A 25,698-nucleotide genomic window follows, 5' to 3' on the forward strand; every position below is an offset into this window, starting at 1 on the left:
ATTTATGAACACCGATAAAAGAAAAGTCGTGCTTATAGGCACGGGAATGGTAGGTATGAGCTTCGCTTATTCGCTCGTTAATCAGGGCGGCATATGCAACGAGCTGGTGCTTATCGACCTTAACAAGAAAAGAGCCGAGGGCGAGGCTATGGACTTAAACCACGGGCTTGCCTTTGCAAAATCGAATATGAAGATATACTGCGGCGAGTATAGTGACTGCAAGGACGCTGATATCGTAGTCATCGCAGCAGGTGTTGCACAGAAGGAGGGCGAGACACGCCTTGACCTTTTAAAGCGCAACACCGAGGTCTTCCGCTCTATCATAACTCCTGTTGTCAAGTCAGGCTTTGACGGCATATTCGTTGTCGCCACAAACCCTGTTGACATCATGACAAGGGTGACCTTTGAGCTGTCACGCTTCGGCGCATCAAAGGTAATAGGCACAGGCACGAGCCTTGATACGGCAAGGCTTCGCTATCTGCTGGGTGATTATTTCACCGTTGACCCGAAGAATATCCACGCATATGTTATAGGTGAGCACGGCGATTCGGAGTTCGTTCCACTCTCGCAGGTGATGCTTGCCACAAAGCGTGTAACAGGCATTCTTGATGATGAAAAGAGCCCCTACACCTACGAGGGCATGGCTCGAATTGAGGAAGAAGTGCGCACAGCCGCCTACAAGATAATAGAAGCCAAGAGTGCGACCTATTACGGCATAGGCATAGCTCTCACCCGGATAGTAAAGGCTATCCTGGGCGATGAGAACAGTGTGCTCACAGTCTCTGCAAAGCTCTCGGGCGAATACGGCACAAAGGGCGTGTTCATCGGTGTTCCGAGCATCATCGGCAGAAACGGTGTCAAGGAGATAGTCGAGCTTGAGCTTACCGAGGACGAGCAGGAGAAGTTCCTCGCCTCAGCTGCCGTGCTCAATGATGCGTTTGACGGGCTGGGAATTTAGTCTGAGGTAACAGGTAATAGGTAACAGGTAACAGGTGAGGTATCGCCGCTTTGCGGCGATATATCAAAAACAGTTTACCCCCGAGGTTCACAAACCCCGGGGGTAAACTGTTATATATTACTTTGTATTGACTACGATCATAACAGCCACCTTGCCGGCAGCGTCGGTGTTTACGAATACCAGCTCGCCGGTCTCGTCGTCAAGGCTTATTATGCAGCTGTCAGCGCTGCCGTCGGTCAGCTTGTCAAGGTCAAAGCCGAGCTTCTTTGCAAGCTCATCTATCTCGCCCTTGTCGTCAACACCTATGACCTCGCCCTTTATCTCTGTCACGGCCTCGAATATCACCCATGCTAAGAACTGCGAGAGCTTCTGATTTACCGAGAAGTCGAGCGACTTGCCTGTAAGTGTGCCGAGGTAAACAAGCGGGTCGTCGTTTAAGAGGTCTCTGCTGAATATGCAGGCGAGCCTGTCGCCGCTCGTGCCTATGATGAAGGCTGTGTCTTCACCGTCGAGGCGTGATATGTATGCCGGGGCAAACACCCTGCTCTTTGCACCCAGGTCAAAGCCCGAGCTTGTGAGATAAAGCTCTTCGAGCGCCTTTGGGAAGCTGATGCCGAGCCTGCTCTCTGCATTGAGCACAGCTGTCTTGTCAACGCCCTTTTCTTTTGAAAGAATTTCCGCCGCTTTTGCAGCGCTGATGTTATACTGCTTTGCCATTGGTTTTACCCTCCCGAATAATACTTATCTTGTTTGTTCATTGCTTACAAGGCTCATGCGAATTGTTGTATATTATTAGTAATAGTATATCACACATCATACCTCTTGTCAAGCGCCGGGCGGGCTGCTGAGGCCGTAAGACGCACGCATGGATATGAGCTTTTTTACGTTTACATCGCTTATGTTTTTAACACCGCCCAAAAGCCTTGCGTTTATCGACACCTGCGCCTGATGTTCAAGCGTGTCCATGCGGCAGAATGCCGTTATCAGGTCACGCCCCAGAGCAAGTGCGCCGTGGTTTTCAAGCAGCAAAACATCGTGGCTTTGCAGATAAGGCGCTATCATTTCTGGCACCTCGTCAGTCGAGGGGGTGGCATACGGCACGAGGGGAGCCTTGCCGACCTCCAGCACGGTAGATATCATGCATTCATCGTCAAGCGGCAGCCCGGCGCACGCAAAAGATGTCGCCGCAACAGGGTGTGCGTGTATCACAGCACCGATGTCTGCCCTCTCCCGGTAGCAGCGCAGATGCATCTTTATCTCGCTTGAAGGCTTAAAGCCGGGGGCTGCGTCCAATACGTTCATGTCGCCGTCTATAAGCCCGACATTCTCCGCCTTGAAAAACGCCTTGCATATCCCGGTCTGCGTGGCTAAGAATTTTCCCTCGCCGACATTGACGGATATGTTGCCGTCGTTTGCCGCTGCCCAGCCCTTTTGCCACATCATGCGGCAGATTTCTGCTATCTGCTCTCTGAGCTCTGAGTACATCCTGCGTCCTCCTGTTCTTGTGTGCTTACTGTGCTTTTTCGCTCACGCAGCCGCAGTATCAGGCAAATAAATGCCGATGCTGCCAGTGCGCCCGAGGTGTCTATCAGCACGTCCTTTACCTCGCCGCTCCGCCCGGGAACAAAGGTCTGGTGGTATTCATCACTTGCGGCATATATTATTGCAGCGAGCGTGCTTGCGATGATGGCCAAGTAAGGCTTCCTGCCACGCCATTTTAAAAAGAAAGCCGTTGATGCGAACATAAGCGAGCCGAACACGCCGTATTCTAAAAAGTGAGCAGTTTTTCTTATTATGTGCTCTATGTCTGACGAGCTGTCGTCTGATTCGAGCGTGTCAGCTATCACCTGAGCCACCTCGCCGCTTAGTGATGCGCTCTCATCTGAGTCCTGCGATGAAAAGGAGTATATAACTACCGCCCAGATCACCGCAAGTGCCAGAAACGCCGCTGCAAGCAATATGTCAGCAGTGGCTCTGTTTTGAGACATATTCTATCAGTTCCTTCTTGTCGTTTTGTACGTTGCCGGCGATAACACCGTCAAGCGCCATTTCAAGCGCTGTGCCTATCTCTTTGCCTGAGTATCCTGCCGCAATAAGGTCGTGGCCGTTCAGGTCAAGGTCTTTAAGTGTCAGGCAGGCGCTCTTTTCTTCGAGAGCTGCCCTTATCTCAAGCAGTATGTCAAGGTCTTTTAGCTTTTCCTCACGGTAGTACATCGACTGCGCCAGCGTGTCGGCACGGCGTATCTTTAAGTAGTTGTCAAAAAACTCGTACCCGTGCTTTGATATGAACCGCCCGACGCTGCGCTCATTCTCCGCAAGCCGGTTGTCGTGCTCGGTTATGTAATTGCAGATAAGCTCTCTTGTCTCATTGTCGGCTCTTAGGCGTGAGAGTATCTCATCTGCCATCTTTGCACCTTCAAAGGGGTGCTTTTTGAAGTGGTCGATGCCGTTTTCGTCTGTTGTCTTGCACCTTGGCTTTGCAATGTCGTGCAGCAGCATCGTAAGCCGCAGAGTCTCGTCCGGTTCTATGTTGTCAATACTTTTGCAGATGTGGGTGTATACATCATACATATGGTGAGGGTTGTTCTGTATGACATCAAAGCACTCGGCAAGCTCCGGGATTATGACTGCGAATACCTCTCTGTATTCGATCAGCAGCCTGCCTGCCCTTGACCCTGTCAGCAGCTTTTTAAGCTCGCAGAATATCCTCTCTGCCGATACATATTTAAGCAGCCCTGCCTTTTCTCTGAGCGCTTTGGCCGTATCATGCTCTATGTCAAAATCCAGCACGCTCGAAAAGCGAAGTGCTCTTAGTATGCGCAGAGCGTCTTCTTCAAATCTTTTGCCGGCATCGCCTACACAGCGTATAAGCCTTCTGCCAAGGTCGCCCTGCCCGTCAAACATATCTATCACGCCGCCGTCTGTGTCAAAGCACAGTGCATTCACGGTAAAATCACGCCGGCTGAGGTCTTCTCTTAGCAAGCGCACGAATCTGACAGAATCCGGCCTGCGGTGGTCGGTGTAATCCCCGTCCGAGCGGAATGTCGTCACCTCTATCGGCTCGCCGCCGCTCAGCACAGTCAGCGTGCCGTGCTTAAGCCCTGTTTCAATGCAGCGCATATCAGAGAAGACTTCTTTCATCTCGTCGGGGTAGGCGGCTGTGCATACATCCCAGTCGTGCGGCGTTTTGCCAAGCAGACTGTCCCTTACGCAGCCGCCTACAGGGTATGCCTCAAACCCGGCACTGTTCAGTTTTTCAAGCACGTCCCTGACGTGACCGGGTATAGCTGACAAATTCGCTCACTCCTTTTATAGTCCTGCAAAGCAGGACACATCGATTGTGCATAGTGCATTGACTATGTCATTTCCACAAATCCCATTTTGCCGTCAGGCGTGGCTTTGAGGTGAACGTCAAAGTTACCTATCAGCTTGCCTGCCTCAAAGATGTAGTCATACCAAACCTTGCCGCCGATAAAGCTTAACGTAACTGAGCTCAGATAGTCAAGCTCTATGTCCTTGTCCTCGACTGCCACAGCAGTCAGCAGCGATTCGTACTTTGAGCTCTCGCCGAGTATCTTTACGGCATTTGCAAGGTGCTGCCTGAACTCACCGTTCCAGAAATCTTCATCGTCTTCCTTTGCCGGGTCGTCAGTGCGCACCGATATGTAATCTACCTTTTCTCCCCATACCATAAGCGGCATCTCAACGGGGATAGTTATTATATCCATTTCCATTGCTTATTGCTCCTTGTCATCGGGCGTTATCTTAAACAGCCTTGCGGTGTAGGGTGCCATGTCTGCGGTCAGCGCACCGTCTGCAAACTCATATCTGTTGTCTGCAAACGAAGGATAAATGCACTCGGCCCTTGCCTGCCTGCCGCTAAGATACCCCACAGGCAGAGTGACACTTCCGCTGTCTCCCTCACGCCTCCATACAGCGATGTATGCGCTGCCGTCGTCATTTCTGAGCCCTAAAGAGGTGAATTCGTCACCGAACCCTGATAAGCCTATCGGCCAGAAAGGCACGGCTGAGCGTATGTCTTTTCTTATCTCACGGTAGAGCTTTATCGCCTGTTTTACAAGCTCGCCGCTCTGCTCGTTTATGTATGCTAAATGACCGCTCTGATGTATGCGCAGCAGCATGGCATTTACCATGTTGAAGACTACCTCCTCGCTGTTGCCGTCGGTCTTCGGGTAGCTCCAGATAGCCGACTGCTCGGGTGTGAGCGCAGTGGGGGAGTTTGCAGCGATAGTGCAGTAGAGCTTGTAGTCGTCCTGGTCAGAGGTTGACTGTATCGAATACAGCGAGAGCATCTGATAGTCCATTCTCAGCCCTCCGCTCGAACAGTTCTCGATAATGAGCGAGGGGTGGCGCTTGAAGGTGTCTCTGAGCCAGCTTATGTATGCTCTCTCGTGCCCGAGCAGGCCGTCGCCGAAGCTGTCAGCGTCAGTCTCGGTGCCTATGCCGGGCTCGATGTTGTAATCCATTTTGATGTAGCCGATGCCGTATTCGTTTGTAAGCCTGTCGATAGTCTCAGCAGCGAACTCTCTTACCTTTTCGTTCCTGAAATCGAGCTGATAGCGGCTGCGGTCATACACTCTCTTGCCGTGCCGCATAAAGAACCAGCTGTCGTCTGCCCTGCCCTTTAACAGCGGACAGTTTATTCCCATGACCTCCAGCTCTAACCATACACCCGGTATCATGCCCTTGCTTCTTATGTAGTCGGTGACAGGGCGTAAGCCGTTCGGGAAGCGCTTGTGTGATACCTGCCACTCGCCGACCTCGTCCCACCACGCACCGTCAGCATACCAGCCGGCATCAATGCAGAAATACTCGCACCCGGCCTTTGCAGCAGCGTCTATGAGGGGGTATTCCTTCTCCTCGGTCGGGTCGCCCCACAGGCAGTTCATGTAGTCGTTGAATATTACGGCAAGGCGCTCGTTGTCCTTGTTGCGGCGGCGTATCAGACGGCGGTAGCGTGTAAGCTCGGCTATTGCGTTGTCAAACGCCGGCATATTGTCCTTTTTTGCAACGCCCACAGCCGCAGTCACCGACTCGAACACGTCGCCCGGCTTAAGTGTCTTTGTAAAGTGTGATTCTATCTCAGTAGGGCCGCTGAGCTGAAGATACAGATGCCCCTCCTCGTCAGAGACTTCTGCGTGCCATGAGCCGTTGTGCTCTATCTGCCATACAAGTGCCGAGCCTGTCTCGGTGTTTTCTATCACACCCATAGGTATGTATTCCTTTGCCGACCAGTTGCCGACATTGCCTATCGCAAAGACCTTCGAGCTGTGCTGGAAAGGCGTCGGCTGCGTCTGCGAAAGTCCGAGCTGCGGCAGCGTGTAGCTCTGCCAGCTGAGCTCTCTCTGCCATGAGTTGTGGCATACCCAGAACAGCATCTTCTTATCCTGAGGCAGACTGCCTTCCTTTTCAATGCCGTTTAGATTGAAGGAGGATACATATTCAAGCACCTGCGGCTCATCACCCTTGTTGGTGACGGTAGTCCATACCCTGCAAACGCTCACACCGTTATAAAACTGATAGTGCGACACAGTCTCGATGCCTGTCGGCTCGTCATAGCAGGTGACTTCGATAAGCCTGCCGAGCTGGTTTGCCGTGTCGTTTATATCTTTAAACTTCATGCGGTAGCCGGGGGCTGTGATGATATATTTGTTGCCGTGGCGCTCTAAAGGCCTGTCAAGCCCTGAGAGGTTTATCTCCACCGGGCGGAAGCTCTTTGCAGCCTCAAAAAGCGCAAAGCCCTTCTCCTCGCAGTAGGGCTCAATGTCTTTTTCCGAAAACGGCACCGGTGCAAAATGCAGCAGTTTTATCTCATTCTCGTCGTTTATCTCAAACAGCATATAGATGCCGTTTTCAAAATAGCTTATTCGCTTTGCCATATATATACTCCCTCTTTTTTTAGTTAACAGTTACCAGTTGTGGTGTCCTGCTTCGCAGGACAGATGGCCATTCGGCCTGTCTGGACAGCGATCTTGCATATCATCGGCAATACCTCGGGGGAACAAGCCCGAATGGGCATAATGTGCCGAAGGCACACCTCACCTGTTACCTGTTACCTATCACCTGTTACCTGTTCAAATAGCTCCCTGAACCGCCCTGCGACCGTTCCCGAAAACTCGCCGTAGCCCTTAGGCCACTTCATGTATCCGTGCGCACGCAGCTCTTTGCCGTTTGTAAACCTCACATCGAGCGAAAAGCCTGTGCCGTCCATTACCATGCGGTTTGACTTGTCAAAGCCGTTCCAGCGGTTTATCTTCATGTCCCTCATAAGCTGCGAAAGGCTCTCGGCAAAGTCAAAGTCCACCTGCTTTCTCAGCGCCTGCTCGTCAGGCACACCGCTTGGCTTGTATTCGGCAGTGTAGCTGCCGTCTTTGTTCATTTTCAGACTGTAATGATAGCCCGAATACATCTCAACTCCGTTCGAGCCGCTCATGAAAAAGCTCATTATCGCCCCTATCTTCACAGGGAACAGCAGTTTTAATAGCCTCACAGCATACCCCTTATCTTGTCAAGTATCCTGTGCGCTGCATCGTCCTTGGACATAATGGGCAGCTCCTGCATATCGTCCTTTGTTATCATGGTTATCACGTTTGTGTCAACGCCGAAGCCTGCGCCCTGCGTTCTTAATGAGTTTGCGCATATCATGTCGCAGTTTTTGCTGTCGAGTTTTCGGCGTGAATTCTCTATCATATCATCAGTCTCCATAGAGAAGCCGCATATTATCTGCCCCTCACGCTTTTTCCCGCCGAGGGCTTTTAAGATGTCCTGCGTGCGCTTTAGGGGGATAGACATATCTCCGTCCTTTTTCTTTATCTTGCTCTCAGCTACCGTTTCGGGGGTGTAGTCTGCAACGGCTGCAGCTTTTATAATGATGTCGGCCTTTTCGCTGTTCGCCATTACAGCATCATACATATCAGCCGCCGATGTGACGGAAATGTTGTTTACAAACATCGGTTCACCTGTCTCCATGTGCGCATGAACGAGCGTTACGTCAGCCCCACGCCTTGCAGCAGCTCTTGCAACGGCAACGCCCATTTTGCCGCTTGAATGATTTGATATAAAGCGCACAGGGTCTATCGCTTCTCTTGTTGCACCGGCGGTGACGAGTATGTTCTTGCCGGTCAGGTCTTTTTCAAATGCTATCTCCTGAATAACGTGCTCAACAAGTACGCTCTCCTCGGGCATACGGCCGTCGCCTATGTCGCCGTTTGCAAGCATTCCACGGTCAGATGCTATTATCCCGTAGCCGTATGATGCGAGCTTTTTGATGTTGTCTTCAACTATCGGGTTGTGCAGCATATTGTGATTCATGGCAGGGGAGACGAGCTTCCTGCACGGGCAGGCCATAACGGTAGTCGTGAGCATATCGTCTGCAATGCCGTTTGCTATCTTGCCTATGACATTTGCAGAGGCAGGAGCTATCAGCACGATGTCGGCAGCCTTTGCAAGGGCAACGTGCTCGACGCTGTACTGGAAGTTCCTGTCGAAAGTGTCGATAAGGCACTTGTGCGAGGTCAGCGTTTCAAAGGTGATAGGGTTTATAAACTGTGTTGCATTCTGCGTCATAAGAACGTGAACATCAGCGCCCAGCTTTATGAGCATTCTTGCGACATTCGCCATTTTGTATGCGGCTATAGAGCCTGTTACGGCTAAAACTACGGTCTTTCCCTTGAGCATTTGTTGATTCCTCCAATTTGAGAATGGTTTTACAGTGTTAATTTTATTATAACACAGAATTTCAAAAAAAGATATAGCTTTTTGAAAAAAAATATGCTATAATGTACTCGCTCGGGGAAAGCCCCCGTGTGCGGCTGTGCCGGAAAGTCCGTGAGTGCGAAAAGCAGGTATCTTTTTTGAGCCTGACTTTGCAAAAGCACAAAGGGCAGGAAAGCACCGGCGCTGTATTGTATCCTCTTGTGAGGAATAATAACAAAGGAGGTTTTCAGATATGAAAACAAACAATTTCTTCAACACCAAAAATCTTGTTATCCTGGGGCTTATGACAGCACTTGTGCTGATCTTCTCGTTCACATCTATCGGCACTATCCCGATAGGCCCACTCTCGATAACACTCAACATCATACCTATAGCTATCGCAGCTGTTACCTGCGGCCCTGCCGGCGGTGCTGTCGTCGGTGGTGTGTTCGGCCTTATGAGCTTTTTACAGTGCATAGGCATAGGCGTTCCTTCGGGAATGGGTGCAGCACTTTTCGCTATCAACCCTTTCCTCGCATTCGTTCAGAGATTTATCCCGAGACTTGCTGACGGCCTTATCGCAGGCTTTGTATTCAAGGCTCTCAGAGACAAGGCAGCAAAGCCCGTTGCCTGCGGTATCACAGGTTTCTGCTCGGCATTCTTCAATACACTTTTCTTTATGAGTGCGCTCGTGCTGCTCTTTGGCAACACTCAGTATATGAAGGATCTCATGGGCGGCAAGAATGTCCTCGTATTCATCGTGACATTTGTAGGCGTGAATGCGCTTGTTGAGATGATCGTTTCCACGGTCTTCACAGCAGCAGTAGGCACAGCACTTTTCAAGGCACGCCTTATCCCGTCTCAGAAAAAGGCTCAGGAAGCCGCATAAAGGCAACACCGCACAAAGACCGCCTGGTGGCTTTGTACGCATCTTGCTTGCATATTTTCCGTCATATCACCCAAATTCACCTTGAAATACGGTAGTATTCCTGCGGCAAATTTGGGCGAACTGACAAAAAATCTGACTGCGCAATCTGCGCACAATCCTTGTGCGGTGTTGCCTAAACCATTCTCTCCGCCGCATAACTTCTGCGGCGGATAGATTTTTATCTGGACGGCAGGTGTCCGGCTCAGAATGCCAGAATAGGCAAAAGCGGCGCAGCCGCACCTCAACTGTTAACTATTAACTGAAATATAGGGGGAGAAACTATGATACTCGCTATCGACGTGGGAAATACAAATATCGTGCTCGGCTGCTTTGATGATAAGCAGATACTTTTCCGTGAGAGGATATCGACAAATCAGCTCGCAACTGACCTTGAATACATGACGCTGTTCTCGACGGCGCTGAAACTGCACTCGCTCTCGGAGGAGAATATCTCAGGCGCTATTATCTCGTCAGTCGTGCCGAGCGTTACAAATACCCTTAAGCAGGCGATAACCAAGCTCGCAGGAGTTACCGCTATGGTGGTGGGCCCCGGCGTAAAGACAGGTCTCAGCATCATGATAGACAACCCTGCCACACTCGGCGCTGATCTTGCCGTGGACGCAGCTGCCGCTATCAGCGAATACAAAGCCCCGATGATAATCATCGACATGGGCACAGCTACCACAATGTCGGTGGTGGATAAGAACAAAAACTACATCGGCGGTGTTATCATGACAGGTATGGCCGTATCGAGCGATGCGCTGACCTCACGCACCTCGCAGCTGCCGAGGATAGCTTTTGAGACACCTAAAAAGATAATCGGCACCAACACCGTTGACTGTATGAAAAGCGGTATCATGTTCTCGACCGCAAGCGCACTCGACGGCATGATAGAGCGCATGGAGGAGGAGCTCGGCGAGAAGTGTACCGTAATCGCCACCGGCGGCCTTGCACCGCTCATAATCCCGCTGTGCAAGAGGGATATCACCCTCGATGAAGACCTACTGCTCAAAGGCCTTATGGTCATATACAACAAGAATAAAAAAGACTGATAAAACACCAGCCCCCGGCGTCGTTTATGACACCGGGGGCTGAATATTTGCTATTTGATCTTCCGTAAAAAGAAGTAAGCTGAGCTTTTTATAAAGCATACACCGCCGAAACCTCCTGACGGTTGGCGGTGTTCAAACCTAAATTACAAGGAGTGCCGTCTTAGATCCCGGGGGTTGCCGCCCTCGGGGCTTAGGCTTTTCCTTTAATAACAGTATACCACACCCTTGGCGTTTTGTCAAGGGCTTTTGTATTGACATATTGGAAAATATATGCTATAATACTATTGGCTCGAGTTGGCGGTCTCCTTAGAGATGAGGAGGGTTGCACAATGTATCTGACACTTAGTGATTTTATACTCCTTATGGAGCTGTTGCTCAGAGTGGTAGAAATACAGATAATGTGCTACTTGTTCTTCCGTAACAAGAAGAGAAAGTAAGCTGAACGTGTAGACCCGGAAAGGGACAACGCAAGTAAAGCAAACACCGCCAAATCTCCATAAGATGAGGCGGTGTTTTATCCGTTAAATTATTGGAGTGCCGTCATTATTCTGCGGAGAGGTCGCATTCTTCGCAGGACTCGGGCTATCCCTTATCTAAAGTATACCACAGCCTTGGCGTTTTGTCAAGGCTTTTTTGTATTCTGAGGGGTGGTTCGTGGGGGCTTTGCTTTTCCTGCCCGAATGGGCATCATATCGGCGCAGTGAAATGTTTTGCAAAGCAAAACTTTCGTCTTATCGGCTTTCGCCGATAAGACACGACACCTCAATTCTTCACTATTCACTGATTCCGTCCCAAAGGGGGCACGATAATAGCCCTCCCCGTTTCTCAGGGAGGGCTTGAACTATCTAATTAACTTAACCTAAGCTAAGGTAATTATCACAATGGCCGTAATTACTGGAGCAGCTGGAGAACCTGTGAAGGAGCCTGGTTTGCCTGAGCAAGCATAGCCTGAGCAGCCTGTGTAAGGGTATTGCCCTGTGTATACTGCATCATGGTCTTAGCCATATCTGTATCACGGATTCTGGAGTTAGCGTCTGTGATGTTCTCAGAAGCAGTTGTCAGGTTGTTGATCGTGTAATCAAGTCTGTTCTCCATAGCACCGAGAGAAGCTCTCTGTGAAGATACGTTGTTGATAACATCTCTAACCTTCTCTGCAACTACGGAAGCTGCATTCTGATTTGAGATATTAAGCGTTAAACCTTCAGTATTAGTCGAAACACCTTTACCACCAGAATAATTATCGCCTGTAAGACCAACCTTTTTTGTATCATCAACATAAACACTTGTTGCCTTCAAATCAGCAAATAAATCATTTGTCTTCAAGCTCTTTAAGCTGATTCCCAACTTATCAGCCGCACCAGAAGTTTCACCTATCTGTAATGTCAACGCACTGCCTTCCTTTTTAGCAATGGTTGTTTCAGCAACTTCAATTGCTCCTGCTTTCTTATCAGCAGCTGCAACTTCCACTTTTGCTATTGTTCTTGCGGCGGAAGTATCCATATCACCATTAAACAGTTTTAATTCATTGAAATTAGCTGTTGTAGCAATTCTGTCAATTTCAGCTGTTAGCTGGTTTACTTCGTCTTGTAAAGCCTGACGGTCAACACCAGTGGTTGATGCATCGCCTGCTTTTGTAAAGTTTTCATTTTTGGTGCCACCATCAACAGTCTCATAAGTACCATTAGCCGACTTCTCAGCAAGCTCTACTATCCTGTTAAGCATATCATGAACTTCGCCCATGTAACCCTCAGCTGTCTTGATAAGGGAAGCGCCGTCCTCTGCGTTCTTGGAAGCTGTGTCAAGAGCCTTGATCTGAGCCTTCATCTTCTCGCTTATTGCAAGACCGGAAGCGTCGTCTGCTGCTCTGTTGATCTTAAAACCTGTTGACAACTTTTCAAGGTTGCCTGCTACTGTTGAATTGTTCTTGTTGAGCGCATTGTTTGCGTTCAGTGCCATTGTGTTAGTTCTAACTACCATACTCATAATAAATACCTCCATGTATTATAAATTTTTTTGTCACGGCGTCCTTGCCGTGTATGGTTTTGGTTGGCTTGGAGCTGTGCGCTACTCCTTGCCGCTTACAATATATTAATCGTCCGTCAGGCAGTTTTTTAAATTGGCAGATGTTACAAATATTTTTGGGTTTTATGGGCGTAATGCACAGGAAAAATCCCTTCCCCGTTTCTCAGGGAAGGGATTTTTTTCGTTTAAACTAACTTGCGCTAAGTTCTAAGCAGCTGTTCCAATTACTGGAGGAGCTGGAGAACCGATGACGGAGCCTGGTTTGCCTGAGCGAGCATAGCCTGAGCAGCCTGTGTAAGAGTGTTGCCCTGTGTATACTGCATCATGGTCTTAGCCATATCTGTGTCACGGATTCTTGAATTAGCGTCTGTGATGTTCTCAGAAGCAGTTGTCAGGTTGTTGATTGTGTAATCAATTCTGTTCTCCATAGCACCGAGCTTAGCTCTCTGTGCAGATACATCGTTGATAACGTCACGTACCTTTTCTGCAACAACAGAAGCAGATTCCTGATTGGAAACGTTAAGTGTTACACCATTAGCATTTGTAGATGTGGTATTCTTTGCAACCACTAACTGAGCAGTTGCAACATTATTAGCATTTTTTGTATCAGTTGTTAATGAATTAAACAGCTGATCTGTTTTAAAGCTCTTAATGTTTACACTCAGCTTATCAGCTGCGCCAGATGTCTCACCAATTTGAAGTGTAAGAGCAGAACCAGCAGTATATGCGGTCGATGCAACAGATGTTCCTTTTTCTTTAAATACACCATTTTCTAACGTATCATTTGTAACAACCAAGCCTTTATTTGTTGCATTATCCTTGTCCATAGAGCCATCCATAAGTTTTAACTCATTAAAGTTGGCTGTTGTGGCAATTCTGTCAATTTCAGCTGTTAGCTGATCAACTTCGTCCTGAAGTGCCTGACGATCGGTTTCAGCTGCTCCAAAAGCCTCTTTAGCCGCTCCGCCTTCCTTGGTCTCATAAGTACCGTTAGCCGACTTCTCAGCAAGCTCTACTATCCTGTTAAGCATATCATGAACTTCGCCCATGTAACCCTCAGCTGTCTTGATAAGGGAAGCGCCGTCCTCTGCGTTCTTGGAAGCTGTGTCAAGAGCCTTGATCTGAGCCTTCATCTTCTCGCTTATTGCAAGACCGGAAGCGTCGTCTGCTGCTCTGTTGATCTTAAAACCTGTTGACAACTTTTCAAGGTTGCCTGCTACTGTGCTGTTGTTCTTGTTGAGCGCATTGTTTGCGTTCAGTGCCATTGTGTTAGTTCTAACTACCATACTCATAATAAATACCTCCATGTATTATAAATTTTTTGTCACGGCGTCCTTGCCGTGTATGGTTTTGGTTGGCTTGGAGCTGTGCGCTACTCCTTGCCGCTTACGTTATATACATCGCACGGCTTTGAGTATTTTAAAGGGGCAATGTTTCACAAATGTTGAGGCCTTTTGTTGTGCAGACTTAACAAATGAGGGGTATTTGCAGCCTGAATCGCTCAGAAGCGTGGCTGCGAAGGGGTGATGCCAGCTGCGCAGGCACGGGGCGACCGCAAAGTCCCCTGACCAACCCTCAGAATACAAAAAAGCCTTGACAAACCGCCAAGACTGTGGTATACTGTGATTAAGGAAAAGCCTAAGCCCCGAGGGCGGCAACCCCCGGGATCTAAGACGGCACTCCTTGTAATTCTAAGTGTTTGAAAACACCGCCGTTACTTAGAGTTTCGGCGGTGCTTTACTTTTATATCAAAAGCTAAGCTTACTTCTTTTTACGGAAGATAAGGTAGCACAATGTAACAAGCGCCATAAGCATACTTGTGAATTGAAACAGACTTTCGTATGTAACGTAATCCTGCATAGCTACCACCTCCTTATCTCTAAGGAGACCGCCAAATCTATGTTGCCAAACTCAGGCTATGGCTATTATAGCATATATTTTCATAAGTTGTCAATGCAAAAAGCCTTGACAAACCGCCAAGACTGTGGTATACTGTGATTAAGGAAAAGCCTAAGCCCCGAGGGCGGCAACCCCCGGGATCTAAGACGGCACTCCTTGTAGTTATTGGTGAAATTGCACCGCCAACCATTTGGAGGTTTCGGCGGTGCGTTCTTTTTATTAAAAAGCTACGCTATTTCTTCTTGTGGAAGATAAGATAGCAGAGGGTAATGACACCTACGAGCATATTGGTGTATAACACAAGCTCGGTAAAGGTTATGTATTCCATGCTACCACCTCCTTATCTCTAAGGAGACCGCCAAATCTATGTTGCCAAACTCAGGCTATGGCTATTATAGCATATATTTCCCCAAAAATCAACTCGACCCCCGGGGCATCACACCGCCCCGGGGGTCGTTCTGTATACTTTTATCCGGCTCAAAGCCCCTTTGCGCTCTTAAGCGTTATGCCGTTTGCGCCGAGCTTTATCGCATGGTCAAGACCGACGAACTTGCCGCTTTCCTGCCAGAGCACTTCCTTGACGAAGTTGTATTTCTCGTCGTCCCAGGTGGTGAAGTCATCAAGCACTAAGCCGCCCGTGTCGCCTGAGTTTGCGTTGAAGCACCAGAAGGTGTGGTTTAAGTGATTGTCCTTTATGAGCTTTCTCATGTAGGTCATCCATGTGAGGTTCGGCTCGGTCATAAATCCGCCCCATTCGCCTATCAGCAGGGGAGCCGTGTCGTTCTCGCAGATGTAGAACCAGTTGTCCTTCCAGCAGTCCTTCATCAGGCTGTCAAAGTCGTAGCTGCCCTTGAACCACGGCTGCTCGTAAACAGTCGGGCCGTAGTCGTGCGGCGAGTAAACGAGCTTGTCCTGATACTTGCCAAGGTCAACAGGATAGTCCTTTACACCTCGTAAGTTGCCGCCCCACCAGTTGAAGTAGTAGTCATCATCATCGGTGGACTTGTAGTCGCCGTTTTTCTTGATGTCCTTCGGGTATATCTCCGTGCCCTCTACCATAATGAGCACGTTCGGGTTCTTTGCAAGCACCTTGGAAGCCGCCACCTCTGCGGTGTTCTTCCAGTTGTTCTTGTCCTTCGAGTCGTTCCATATAGCAGCACTGTCGCCCTCGTTAGGCTTGCCGTGCGGCTCGTTTTTAAGGTCGAAGGCTATTATCGTGTCATTCTTCTTGTACCTGTCAGCCGCCCATTCAAGTGCTGCGTAGTAATCCTCCTCGCTCACCCTGTCAGTGTACCAGAGATTTGCGTTGTGACCCGATGCATCAGTGTTTGCTGAGTGTATGTCGAGCATTACCTTAAGCCCGTTGTCCTCCGCCAGCTTAAGGAAATACTCAAATATCTCCAGGCTGTTCATCTGATTTAGCTCTGCGTTGTAGGCGTTGTTGTAGTTTGCCTGCGGATAATCGCCTGCCGCCCAGTTGTTTATCAGCTCAGCCGATATCGGAACTCTTATCAGGTTGAAGCCGTGGTCTGCTATCGCCTTGACAGTCGGTGCAAGCTCGCTGTTCCATAACCCGTCAAAGGTGTTCGTGCCTGTGTTGTAGCCGAACCAGTTCACACCTGTCAGCCAGACCTCCTTGCCGTCCTTGTCGAGTATCTTGCTGCCGTCGGTGTGCAGCCAGTCGTCGCCCTGTACGGCGTTCTTGTTCCTTGTCAGAAGCTCCTTGGTGCTCTTTGACGATGCACCGTTGTTATTGCCGCCGTTATTATTGTTCTGGTTGTTATTGTTGTTTTGATTGTTCTGCTGGTTCTGGTCTACCTTGCCGGCCTTTACCGTGCAGTCCTTCTTGTTGAGCTTTGCGCTCTTTATCTTAAGTGCCGAAGTCGTGCCGATGTTGCAGCCTATGACCTGCGAGCCGCCTGCCGGGATCTCGCCGTTGTAGTCAGCGTTCGTTATGGTGAGCGTGCTGCCGCTTGCCTTCCATGTGCCGTTCCAGCCGTCAACGCTCTTTAATCCGTCAATGTCGCACACCAGCGTCCAGCCGCTTATCGGAGAAGATGTGTTGTTTTCTATTTTGAGCTCTAAGGTGCACATCTGTACGCCGCTGTCTTCCCAGCCGTTGCCTGCATTATATACTATAGTATAGCCGTCGCTCTTTTTGTCGTCAGCGTCCGATGAGTCGTCCTGCGAGCTTTCTTCTGACGAGCTGTCAGCTTCAGATGAGCTGTCTTCCTCCGACGAGCTGTCTGAGCTCTCATTGTCAGATGATGCATCGTCACCGCCTACAGGCAGGCCGCCTGCGCTCTCCTCGGAAGATGCGTCGTCGCCTCCCTCGTCCTCGCTGCTCGATGCCGACACAGACGAGCTCTCACCCTTTGATGAGCTGTCGTCTTTCTTTGCATTGTGCATGAGTGCTATAGCAGCGATAACAGCCACCACCAGCACATCAAGTGCTATAAACGCCGTCAGCAGGCGCTTTTTCTTTGCCTTGTCCACTTCGCCCGACGGCTGCTGCGGCTCGGGCGCAGTATCAGCTTCGGGGGCTGCCTCTGCTTCGGGAGCTTCGTTTTCGTCAGGGGTCTTTATATCCTTTTCATCAGACATATATCTTCCTCCAGTTTCCGGTTGGATATCAACCGTGATATATCACGCTGTTTCTTCTTATACTTTTTAATTATAACACACTTTTTCCTATTTATCAAGAGCGCAGATATGATTTTATCAAATAATCATACGTTAAGGCGGCAGACTTTATAAACTCCGGCATCACCGCCATGCATGATAACGTTTACACTGCTGCGATAATAGGAAATGTATAAAAATAAATAGCATAATCTATATCTTTTACAGCGGCATTATGGTAATATAATTATAACAATTGATGCTGAAAGGAATGATACCTTATGTATACCCCGAATGAGAAACGCTATGATAAAATGGTCTATAACCGTATCGGCAGGAGCGGCCTGAGAGTTTCGGCCATATCGCTCGGCCTCTGGCAGAACTTCGGCTTCGGCTCGAGCTTCACCGCTGCCGAGGAGATGTGCCGTACCGCCTTTGACCTCGGTATCACACACTTTGACCTTGCAAATAACTACGGCCACCCCTATAACGGCTCTGCCGAGGAGAATTTCGGCAAGATACTCGACCGTGGTATGCGCCCTTTCCGTGACGAGCTGTGTATCTCCACAAAGGCCGGCTATGATATGTGGCCTGGCGTTTACGGCGATAAGAACGGCTGCCGCAAGTATCTGATATCCTCGCTCGACCAGAGCCTTAAAAGAATGAAGCTCGACTATGTCGATATCTTCTACCACCATGTCTTTGACCCTGATACCCCTCTTGAAGAAACAGCTCTTGCACTTGACCATATAGTGCGTCAGGGCAAGGCGCTCTATGTAGGCATATCAAACTACAACAAGGCGCAGACTGCCGAGATACTGGCGATATTTAAAGAGCTCAAGACACCATTTATCGTCAACCAGCCCTCTTTTTCTATGCTCAACCGCTGGGTCGAGCGTGACGGGCTCGATAAATTCTGTGCAGAAAACGGCATAGGCCTTGCGGTGTTCTCGCCGCTCTATCAGGGCTTTCTGACTGACAGGTATTTAAAAGGTATACCCGATGACTCCCGTATCGGCAAGGGCGCTACCTGGATAAAGAACGAGCTTGATGACAAGATGCTCGCCAGACTTAATGCCTTAAACGACCTCGCCGCTAAAAGAGGGCAGAAACTTTCTCAGCTCGCTGTAGCATGGCTTCTTAACAACAAGGCCGTGGCTACAGTGCTTTGCGGAGCGAGCAGGCCGCAGCAGATAATCGACAACGTGGGCGCTCTTGAAAACTTAACATTCACTCAGGCAGAGCTTGACGAGATTGAAAAGATACTCGCTATGTGATAAGGAGAGCAGGCTTATGAAAAAGAGAAAAGCACTCCCTCTGCTGCTTGCGTCAGTGATGCTTCTTGCTTCGTGCGGCAAGGGAAGCTCGTCGCAGAGCTCTGACAGCGGTACAGAGCAGTCGTCCTCATCATCTGAGGAGAGCGGCGCTGAAAATCAGAATGTCGATATGCTCGATATAAAGCCCTCGCAGGTGATAAACAAAGAGCCTGCGACCTTTGAGAGCCTTGGCGCTGACAAAGAAGCCGTCAAGGCCTTTGAGCAAGAACAGGCCGGCGAGCACACTATCCCCTCTATCCACATAGTCACCGCTCCGGGTGACGAGGTGGTGTCTATTTACGATTACACCTCATGCGTGGTCGATACTTTTAACTGCGACGAGAGCGTCAGACTCGACGGCGTGTCGGCAGGCGTCAAGGTCAGGGGCAATTCGAGCGCATTCTACGGCGACGTGGCGCAGATAAGAAAAAACCAGGTGCCCTACAGGATAAAGTTTGATAAAAAGACCAATATGCTCGGCCTGCATGACGGCGCCGAGGCAAAAAGCTGGGTGCTCCTCAAAGCTGACTGGGATCTTATAAGAAACGATATAGCCTTCCGCTTTGGCAGAACGCTTATCGGCGGGCATACATTCAGCACCGATTCTCAGATAGTGTATGTCTACCTCAATAACGAGTTCAAGGGCATATACACCCTCTGCGAGCAGTGCCAGGTCGGCAAGAACCGTGTCAACATCACCGAGCAGGAGGAGGGCTACACCGGCAACGACCTCGGCTATTATCTGGAGATAGACAACTACGCCACAGGCGATGAAGACAATATCTACATCACCCTTGACTATGGCGAATACGAGGTGACGGATATCGAGGGCGAGACGAGAAAGTTCGTGCCGGCTGAGTATTCGCTAAAGAGCGATGTATACACCAAGCAGCAGGTGGAGTTTATCGAGAAGTATATGAAGGGCGTTTTCGAGATAGTATACCGTGCCTGCGAGAAGGGCGAGTATTACACCTTCGATGAAAACTACGAGCTTGTAAAGGCCGACTTTGACAATGCAAAGGACACCGTGGAAGCCGTTATGGATATCGAGAGCGTTGTGGATATGTACCTTTTATATGAGATAGTACACGACTACGACTGCGGCGAGGGCAGCTTCTTTATGTGCGTTGACTTTTCCGAAAACAGCGAGGTAAGAAAGCTCACATTCACCTCTCCGTGGGATTTCAACTGGGCGTATAACGACAGCACATCACGCTACTGGGCAGGCGCATTCTGCGAGCAGAGCTTTGTTAAGTCAAAGGGCGACAGAACAAACCCCTGGTTCGTAATACTTATAAAGCAGGACTGGTTCAAAGCGCTTGCTTCTGAGAAATGGACATCTCTTAAGGACACAGGCCTTATTGACAAGTGCATAGCCGATGAGAAGATATACCTTGAAGTATACAAGGATGACCTCAACGAAGACGGCGGCGTTGACTGCGCATATGACCTTTTCAACTGGATAAACGCAAGGCTCAAATGGATGGACAAGCAGTTCTACACAGGCAGCTGATGACAGGTAATGCAAAGCTATAAAGCATCATACCCCCGGGAGTTTTTTAAATATCCCGGGGGTATTTGCTGTTTTGGCAGTGCTTGACCCCGTTTTGCAACACTTTTTTGTAAAATTATCCATAATTTTGTATATTTACCGTTGACAATTTGAAGGTTTTGTAGTATAATACATACGGGTATCTTTGTGGGCAGCTCTGCCCTTATGAATGGCGGTGAGGTAATGGTTGAAAAGAGCATTCTCTATATCGGTAACAATAAGATGAACCAGTTCGTTCTCAAACAGGCTATCGGTAAGGATTACAATATCATCATGCTCGGCAGCTATATGGAGGCTGTCAGCAAGACCTCTGCTCTTATCGGCAGGGTGAGCGCTGTTATATGCTGCGATGAGCAGTTCTCAAATGAGATGCGTGTCTACGGCGATGATTTTGTCACCAAGAAGTATTCCGAGACGGTGCCTCTTATAGCTATGCTGCCGAGAGAGATAGTTGAAGACCACGCTTCTGCCGTTTACCTTTCAGGCTATAACGAGATAATCGAGATGCCCTACGACCCCACATACCTCCGCACAAAGATGAAGGCCGTGACCGAGATCTACGAAAAGGCCAAGACCGAGAGCGGCGGAGATTCCAAGGATCTTGAAAAGCGCACCAAGCAGCTTATAACCGTCCTCTCAAACTGCTTTACACTGATACAGTTCGAGTCAGCAGACCATATAATCCGAAGCAAGGATCTGACGCATATCATTGCCGAGACGTTTGCTGATATGTACCCCGAGTACGGCATCAGCCAGCAGGACGCTGATTATATAGGCGATGCGGCAGCACTGCACGACATAGGCAAGGCTCTCATACCGCCGAGCATACTCTTTAAGGCCGGCAAGCTCACTGATGATGAGTTCATCACCATGAAGCAGCATACCGTAAAGGGTGTTGAGCTTCTGAACCGCTTCGGGCTCGATAATTCGCATAAGTTCTTTACCTATGCGTTCGAGATAGCCAAGTACCACCACGAGCGCTGGGACGGCAAGGGCTACCCTGACCACCTTGAGGGCGACCAGATACCTATCTCCGCTCAGATATACTCGATAATCGACGTTTATAACGCCCTTATCGCAGAGCGTGTGTATAAGTCGGCTATCCCTTACGACCAGGCACTGTCTATGATAAGAGAGGGCAAGACGGGCGTTTTCCCGCCGAAGGTTCTCTCGGCCTTCAATGAGTGCGAGTCTAAGATGAGGGCTTACCTCGAACGCTCGCTCAATATGAAGATAGAAACATCAGGCACGGTCGTTACCGGCAGCTGAGTGCTGATACTATTATATATATTATATTAAGACACCCCTGCATATAAATATCAGAATATGATAGTCCCCCGTGAGGTCCTGCAAGGATCATGCGGGGGCTTTGTTTTTTACGATCTCTTGCCCGTAAATTGCCGTGCGCTTTCTTTATGTTAGAATATTTGCTGAAAATGCGCTGTTTCGTTTGTCTAATATGCTTAATTCATAGCATTATTTTGCAGTATTTTGAATAAATATCTGTAAGTGACTTGATTTTTGTACCGTTATGTAGTATAATTAACTTGGTATAATATGAATAATAAGATAACTGTCGGATGACGATTAAATCAATTCATTTGACAAAAACTGCAAACGGAGGTAAAAAGGCTATGCTGTTTGAATCTATTGACTTTAAAGCTATGGAATCGAGCCTGAATATGCTTAATGTTAAGCAGCAGGTCATAACGAATAATCTCGCTAATGTTGATACTCCTCATTATAAGACTCAGGAGGTCAGCTTCAGGGATCTTCTTGACCGTGAGTATGAGAGCGCAAAGCGTGGCGGCGACTATGCCTTTGAGACCTCTATACTCCAGACGGAGGATACATATTTTACAACAGACGGCAATAACGTAGATGCTGATAAGGAATCGCTCGAGCTCTACTCGACATACCTCCAGCAGTCATATATCATTCAGAAGATGAATATGACTATCGGCAACTACCAGTATGTAATGCAGAATGCAACATTCAGATAAGGAGGGGAGATAAGTGGCTTTTTTGAATTCGCTCAATATCACAGGCTCGGCACTCACGGCTGAGAGATATAAGACAGATGTCATTTTACAGAACATCGCAAACCAGAACGTGGCCGCTTCCTCGCCCGAAGAAGCCTACCAGCGCAAGCAGGTGGTCTTCCGTGAAAGGGCTATGACCTTTGATGAGCGTATGATGAAGGTCTACGGCGGCGGTGTAAGAGTTACCGAGACAGTTGAGCTCGGTGAGGACGTAAACCCTGTCTACGACCCCGACAACCCACTCGCAGATGAGGACGGCTACATATATATGCCCAATGTCAACAACGCCGAGGAGCAGATAGACCTGCTTGAAGCTACCCGTGCGTATGAGGCTAACCTTACAGCCCTTTCTGTGGTCAAGGCAATGGCCGCAAAGGGTCTTGAGATAGGCAAGGGCGGCTAAGGAACACACTGACTTAAAAGACTATTACGAGGTGATAATAAATGCCTGTAGCACTTATAACTCCGCTTGAGCCGATGAAGGCTATAGAGCCTGTGGCAGAGCGTGCCGGAAGACTATTGAAGACTGACAACACCGGCGCATCATTCGAGCAGCGCCTTGAAGATGCTTTAAATAATGTAAGAGACTTGGAGGAGGCTTCAAACAAGGCTTCCTACGACCTCGCTGTCGGTAAGACCGATGATACGACGGGCGTTATGCTCGCCGCTACCAAGGCGCAGATAGCGATACAGATGACTACCCAGATAACCACAAGGGCAGTTAATACCTACAGAGAGATAATGCAGATGAACATCTGATAAGGATGACATCTGAGTCAGTAGAACGGTTGGGAGAAAAGACATTCTATGAATGAGAAGTTAAAGGCCTTCGGCGGCCGCATCAAGGAATGGTGGGGCGGCCTCACAGCGGCGATAAGGCGGCTCATAATTATCAGCCTTGTAATAATAGTGGGTGCGGCGATAGGTCTTACTATCTTCCTTAATTCCCGTACCAACGGCTATGTCACCCTGTTTCCGAATATGTCGGCTGAGGAGACTGCCGAAGTCTACCAGTATCTCCAGAGCGAGAACGTCGAGGTGATAATAAACGGCGACGGCCAGCTCATGGTAAAGGAAGAACAGTGGGATCAGCTCGTGTATGAGCTCGCAGCAAAGGGCTATCCGCAGTCGGCACCGTCGTATTCGACGTATATCGACAACCTAAGCATGACGATGACCGATTCTGAGAAGAAAAAGCTCATTATAATGGAGCTTCAGGACAGATTGCAGACGACTATAAATCGTATCGACGGCGTAAAATCATCGGTAGTCACGATATCCTATCCCGAGAGCTCGAACTACGCATGGCAGCAGAACACAGAAAAGGCCAAGGCGAGCGTTACGCTCACGATGAGAGGCAATACGCAGTTTACCTCGCAGCAGGTGCAGGCGGTAAAGAACCTCGTGGCTTATTCCGCACAGCAGATGAGCCCTGATGATGTTACCGTGATAGATACAAGAACCGGCAAGGAGCTCGGCGGCTCGGCAGGCTCGGGCGAGGAGTATGAGCTCGGCACCCGTGAGAGCTATGAGCGCATAGTAAGACAGCGTATAGAGGAGGGTGTCATAGAGATACTCTCAAACCCCTACGGCGCAGGAAATGTCGCAGCAGCGGCAGCAGTTTCGGTAAACTATGACAAGATAACCGAGGAGATGAAGAAGTACTTCGAGGAAGAAGGAAACATCGTTGACTGGGAAAAGATAACCTATACAGGCGACCGTGACGGCGACAATGCTCCCGGCGGTGTCACTGGCGAGGAGGACAACACAGACGTTCCTTCCTACCCGAACGAGGACGAGGAAGCTTTAAGGAACGACCCCGACTACTACGAGCACGAGGTCGATAACGCCGTAAGCTATGTCCTTACACAGACAGAGAAGGCGCAGGGCGTTATAGAAGACGCAAGCGTTTCCATAACTTTAAAGACAAAGACACCCCTTACCGATGCCGACAGAGACAGGATAATATCTTTAGTCAAGAACGCCACGAGCATATATGACCTCAACAAGATAACAGTATTTGACTGGCGTGGCACCGATGAGGAGGAAGACGAGACAGAGGAGGTAACGACACCTCTTACCAAGAACTGGCTCTTCTGGGCTCTTGTGGCACTCGGTGCAGTGCTTATAATAGCTATCATAATCATACTTGTGGTAACTTCAAAGAGCAAGAAGAAGATAAAGGAACTCGACCAGAAGAACAAGGCAAAGGTCAACGAGCTCGAAGAGGAGCTGGAGGATACCAAGCGGCGTTCGCTTATCGAGCAGGCTAATGAAAACAACAAGCTGCAAAAGGAAACGGCCGAGGAGGTCAAGAAGTTCGCTGTTACCAACCCCGAGCTTACTGCGGCTATCATACGTTCTATGATAAACGAGCAGGAGCTTGATGAACAACAGCAGCAGAACAGCGAGGAAGAAGGCAGCGGAGGAGATGAGAGCTGATGTCACCCAAAAGAGAGAAGGCTTCCCGTGCTAAGGGAAAGGCTATGGAAGCAGCTGCTCAGGAAGAAGCTGCCGCAGCAGAAAAACAGCGTGAGGAAAAGGCAAATTCATTCCGCTTAAGCTCCGTTGCGACTATGAACAAGCGCACCAAGGCAGCAGCTGTGCTGATAGCACTCGGCACATCTCCTGCATCTGAGGTGGTAAAGTATCTGCATGAGAATGAGGTCGAGACGCTCTCCGCCGAGATAGCGCAGATAAAGAGCCTTACCGCCGAGGAAAAGGAAGATATAATAAACGAATTCTACGAGATGTGTATAGCCCAGAAGGCTATCACAGAGGGCGGCACAGACTACGCAAGGAGCGTGCTCGATAAGGCCTTCGGCGAGAAAAAGGCCGATGAGCTGATATTCAGGGCAACAACTAAGATAGACAGCGCCCCCTTTGCATTCATAAATGATGTAGATAATAAGAACCTGCTTATGACGCTCCAGCATGAGCACCCGCAGACTATAGCTGTGGTGCTGTCTCACGTTTCGAGCGATAAGGCATCAAAGATAATCTCCGAGCTCCCCCGTGAGCAGCAGATAGAGATAATCGAGCGTATTTCCAATATGGACAAGGCGAACCCCGAGATAACGGCGATAGTTGAGAGAAGCCTCAAAAAGAAGCTCTCGGGAACATACAATACCTCGTCCTCGTCTGCTCCAGAGCACGGCGGCGTACAGTATATCGCAGAGATAATGAACCGTATCGACAAGGACTCGCAGAAGGCGGTCTTCGAGGGCATGGAGGTCACAAACCCCGAGCTCGTCGGCAAGATAAAGAAGCTCATGTTCGTTTTCGGCGATATCATAAACTTAAACGACATGGAGATACAGGCCTTCATAAGAGAGGCCGACACCAAGGATCTTACCGTGTCGCTCAAGGCGGCCTCGCCCGAGCTTCAGGAGAGGATATTCAACAATATGTCGTCCCGTCAGAAGGAAATGATACAGTCGGATATGCAGTATCTGCATAACCTGCGTATGCGTGATGTCGAGGCGGCTCAGCAGAGGATAATAGATGTTATCAGAGGCCTTGAGGAAAGCGGCGATATCGTGCTCTTCAAGGGCGGCGATGATGAGATAATAGCTTAAAGGGTGATGTTTA

22 protein-coding genes are annotated in these 25,698 nt (G+C 49.2%); 11 read left to right on the forward strand and 11 right to left on the reverse strand.

Features of this window, described 5'->3' with window-relative positions:
• The first annotated feature begins 4 nt into the window (after positions 1 to 4).
• Complete coding sequence (locus CD05_RS0116000) at positions 5 to 958, forward strand: L-lactate dehydrogenase (RefSeq protein ID WP_028511326.1); 954 nt, start codon at positions 5 to 7, stop codon at positions 956 to 958.
• Positions 959 to 1,075: 117 nt separating this feature from the next.
• Here the strand turns inward: CD05_RS0116000 and CD05_RS0116005 are convergent, their stop codons facing one another.
• From CD05_RS0116005 to coaBC, 8 genes are all read right to left on the reverse strand, one after another.
• On the reverse strand, positions 1,076 to 1,675 hold the full coding sequence (locus tag CD05_RS0116005; protein ID WP_028511327.1) for an SMI1/KNR4 family protein: 600 nt from the start codon (positions 1,673 to 1,675) through the stop codon (positions 1,076 to 1,078).
• A gap of 108 nt (positions 1,676 to 1,783) precedes the next feature.
• Positions 1,784 to 2,443, reverse strand: coding sequence for a class II aldolase/adducin family protein (locus CD05_RS0116010; RefSeq protein ID WP_028511328.1), 660 nt, complete (start codon positions 2,441 to 2,443; stop codon positions 1,784 to 1,786).
• A complete protein-coding gene (locus CD05_RS19145) occupies positions 2,416 to 2,946 on the reverse strand; it encodes a VanZ family protein (protein WP_051589082.1) in 531 nt (176 codons plus the stop codon). The genes CD05_RS0116010 and CD05_RS19145 overlap by 28 nt, the downstream gene beginning before the upstream one ends.
• Positions 2,921 to 4,252 (reverse strand): CCA tRNA nucleotidyltransferase, encoded by a 1,332-nt coding sequence (locus CD05_RS0116020; protein ID WP_028511329.1) that lies wholly within the window; start codon positions 4,250 to 4,252, stop codon positions 2,921 to 2,923. The genes CD05_RS19145 and CD05_RS0116020 overlap by 26 nt, the downstream gene beginning before the upstream one ends.
• A 62-nt stretch (positions 4,253 to 4,314) precedes the next feature.
• Positions 4,315 to 4,692, reverse strand: a complete 378-nt coding sequence (locus CD05_RS0116025) for a hypothetical protein (protein ID WP_028511330.1) — start codon at positions 4,690 to 4,692, stop codon at positions 4,315 to 4,317.
• A 3-nt stretch (positions 4,693 to 4,695) separates the two neighbouring features.
• Positions 4,696 to 6,858, reverse strand: a complete 2,163-nt coding sequence (locus CD05_RS0116030; RefSeq protein WP_028511331.1) for an alpha-galactosidase — start codon at positions 6,856 to 6,858, stop codon at positions 4,696 to 4,698.
• Positions 6,859 to 7,031: 173 nt separating this feature from the next.
• Entirely contained in the window at positions 7,032 to 7,469 is a 438-nt protein-coding gene (locus tag CD05_RS0116035; protein WP_028511332.1) for a hypothetical protein, read from the reverse strand.
• Entirely contained in the window at positions 7,466 to 8,656 is a 1,191-nt protein-coding gene (gene coaBC, locus CD05_RS0116040; protein ID WP_028511333.1) for a bifunctional phosphopantothenoylcysteine decarboxylase/phosphopantothenate--cysteine ligase CoaBC, read from the reverse strand. The genes CD05_RS0116035 and coaBC overlap by 4 nt, the downstream gene beginning before the upstream one ends.
• 271 nt (positions 8,657 to 8,927) lie before the next feature.
• Here coaBC and CD05_RS0116050 point away from each other — a divergent pair, with 271 nt between their 5' ends.
• Both CD05_RS0116050 and CD05_RS0116055 read left to right on the forward strand, forming a co-directional pair.
• Complete coding sequence (locus tag CD05_RS0116050; protein ID WP_028511335.1) at positions 8,928 to 9,563, forward strand: ECF transporter S component; 636 nt, start codon at positions 8,928 to 8,930, stop codon at positions 9,561 to 9,563.
• Positions 9,564 to 9,883: 320 nt separating this feature from the next.
• Positions 9,884 to 10,654, forward strand: coding sequence for a type III pantothenate kinase (locus CD05_RS0116055; RefSeq protein WP_028511336.1), 771 nt, complete (start codon positions 9,884 to 9,886; stop codon positions 10,652 to 10,654).
• An 891-nt stretch (positions 10,655 to 11,545) separates the two neighbouring features.
• On the opposite strand, the gene CD05_RS0116065 is transcribed toward CD05_RS0116055, so the two are convergent.
• The 3 genes from CD05_RS0116065 to CD05_RS0116085 all read right to left on the reverse strand — a co-directional run bounded on the left by CD05_RS0116065 (position 11,546) and on the right by CD05_RS0116085 (position 17,179).
• Entirely contained in the window at positions 11,546 to 12,637 is a 1,092-nt protein-coding gene (locus tag CD05_RS0116065; RefSeq protein ID WP_051589083.1) for a flagellin, read from the reverse strand.
• 263 nt (positions 12,638 to 12,900) lie between these two features.
• Complete coding sequence (locus CD05_RS0116070) at positions 12,901 to 13,968, reverse strand: flagellin (protein WP_051589084.1); 1,068 nt, start codon at positions 13,966 to 13,968, stop codon at positions 12,901 to 12,903.
• 1,084 nt (positions 13,969 to 15,052) lie between these two features.
• Positions 15,053 to 17,179 (reverse strand): cellulase family glycosylhydrolase, encoded by a 2,127-nt coding sequence (locus CD05_RS0116085; protein ID WP_242841283.1) that lies wholly within the window; start codon positions 17,177 to 17,179, stop codon positions 15,053 to 15,055.
• A gap of 299 nt (positions 17,180 to 17,478) precedes the next feature.
• On the opposite strand from CD05_RS0116085, the gene CD05_RS0116090 reads away from it, so the two are divergent.
• From CD05_RS0116090 to fliG, 8 genes are all read left to right on the forward strand, one after another.
• A complete protein-coding gene (locus CD05_RS0116090) occupies positions 17,479 to 18,474 on the forward strand; it encodes an aldo/keto reductase (protein ID WP_028511340.1) in 996 nt (331 codons plus the stop codon).
• A gap of 16 nt (positions 18,475 to 18,490) precedes the next feature.
• The gene (locus CD05_RS0116095; protein WP_028511341.1) at positions 18,491 to 20,026 is read left to right on the forward strand and encodes a CotH kinase family protein; all 1,536 of its coding nucleotides are present in this window, start codon (positions 18,491 to 18,493) and stop codon (positions 20,024 to 20,026) included.
• Between the two features lie 222 nt (positions 20,027 to 20,248).
• The gene (locus tag CD05_RS20160; protein WP_051589085.1) at positions 20,249 to 21,334 is read left to right on the forward strand and encodes an HD domain-containing phosphohydrolase; all 1,086 of its coding nucleotides are present in this window, start codon (positions 20,249 to 20,251) and stop codon (positions 21,332 to 21,334) included.
• A 365-nt stretch (positions 21,335 to 21,699) separates the two neighbouring features.
• On the forward strand, positions 21,700 to 22,068 hold the full coding sequence (gene flgB / locus CD05_RS0116105; protein WP_028511342.1) for a flagellar basal body rod protein FlgB: 369 nt from the start codon (positions 21,700 to 21,702) through the stop codon (positions 22,066 to 22,068).
• Between the two features lie 13 nt (positions 22,069 to 22,081).
• Positions 22,082 to 22,510, forward strand: coding sequence for a flagellar basal body rod protein FlgC (gene flgC, locus CD05_RS0116110; RefSeq protein WP_028511343.1), 429 nt, complete (start codon positions 22,082 to 22,084; stop codon positions 22,508 to 22,510).
• Positions 22,511 to 22,551: 41 nt separating this feature from the next.
• Positions 22,552 to 22,866 carry a flagellar hook-basal body complex protein FliE gene (fliE, locus tag CD05_RS0116115; RefSeq protein ID WP_051589086.1) on the forward strand — a complete coding sequence of 105 codons (315 nt, stop codon included), beginning with the start codon at positions 22,552 to 22,554 and terminating at the stop codon, positions 22,864 to 22,866.
• Between the two features lie 48 nt (positions 22,867 to 22,914).
• The gene (locus tag CD05_RS0116120) at positions 22,915 to 24,549 is read left to right on the forward strand and encodes a flagellar M-ring protein FliF C-terminal domain-containing protein (protein WP_028511345.1); all 1,635 of its coding nucleotides are present in this window, start codon (positions 22,915 to 22,917) and stop codon (positions 24,547 to 24,549) included.
• A complete protein-coding gene (fliG, locus tag CD05_RS0116125) occupies positions 24,549 to 25,685 on the forward strand; it encodes a flagellar motor switch protein FliG (protein WP_242841284.1) in 1,137 nt (378 codons plus the stop codon). The genes CD05_RS0116120 and fliG overlap by 1 nt, the downstream gene beginning before the upstream one ends.
• Positions 25,686 to 25,698: the final 13 nt, after the last annotated feature.

The sequence above is a fragment of the Ruminococcus sp. NK3A76 genome, assembly GCF_000686125.1.
Taxonomy (GTDB): Bacteria; Bacillota; Clostridia; order Oscillospirales; family Ruminococcaceae; genus NK3A76.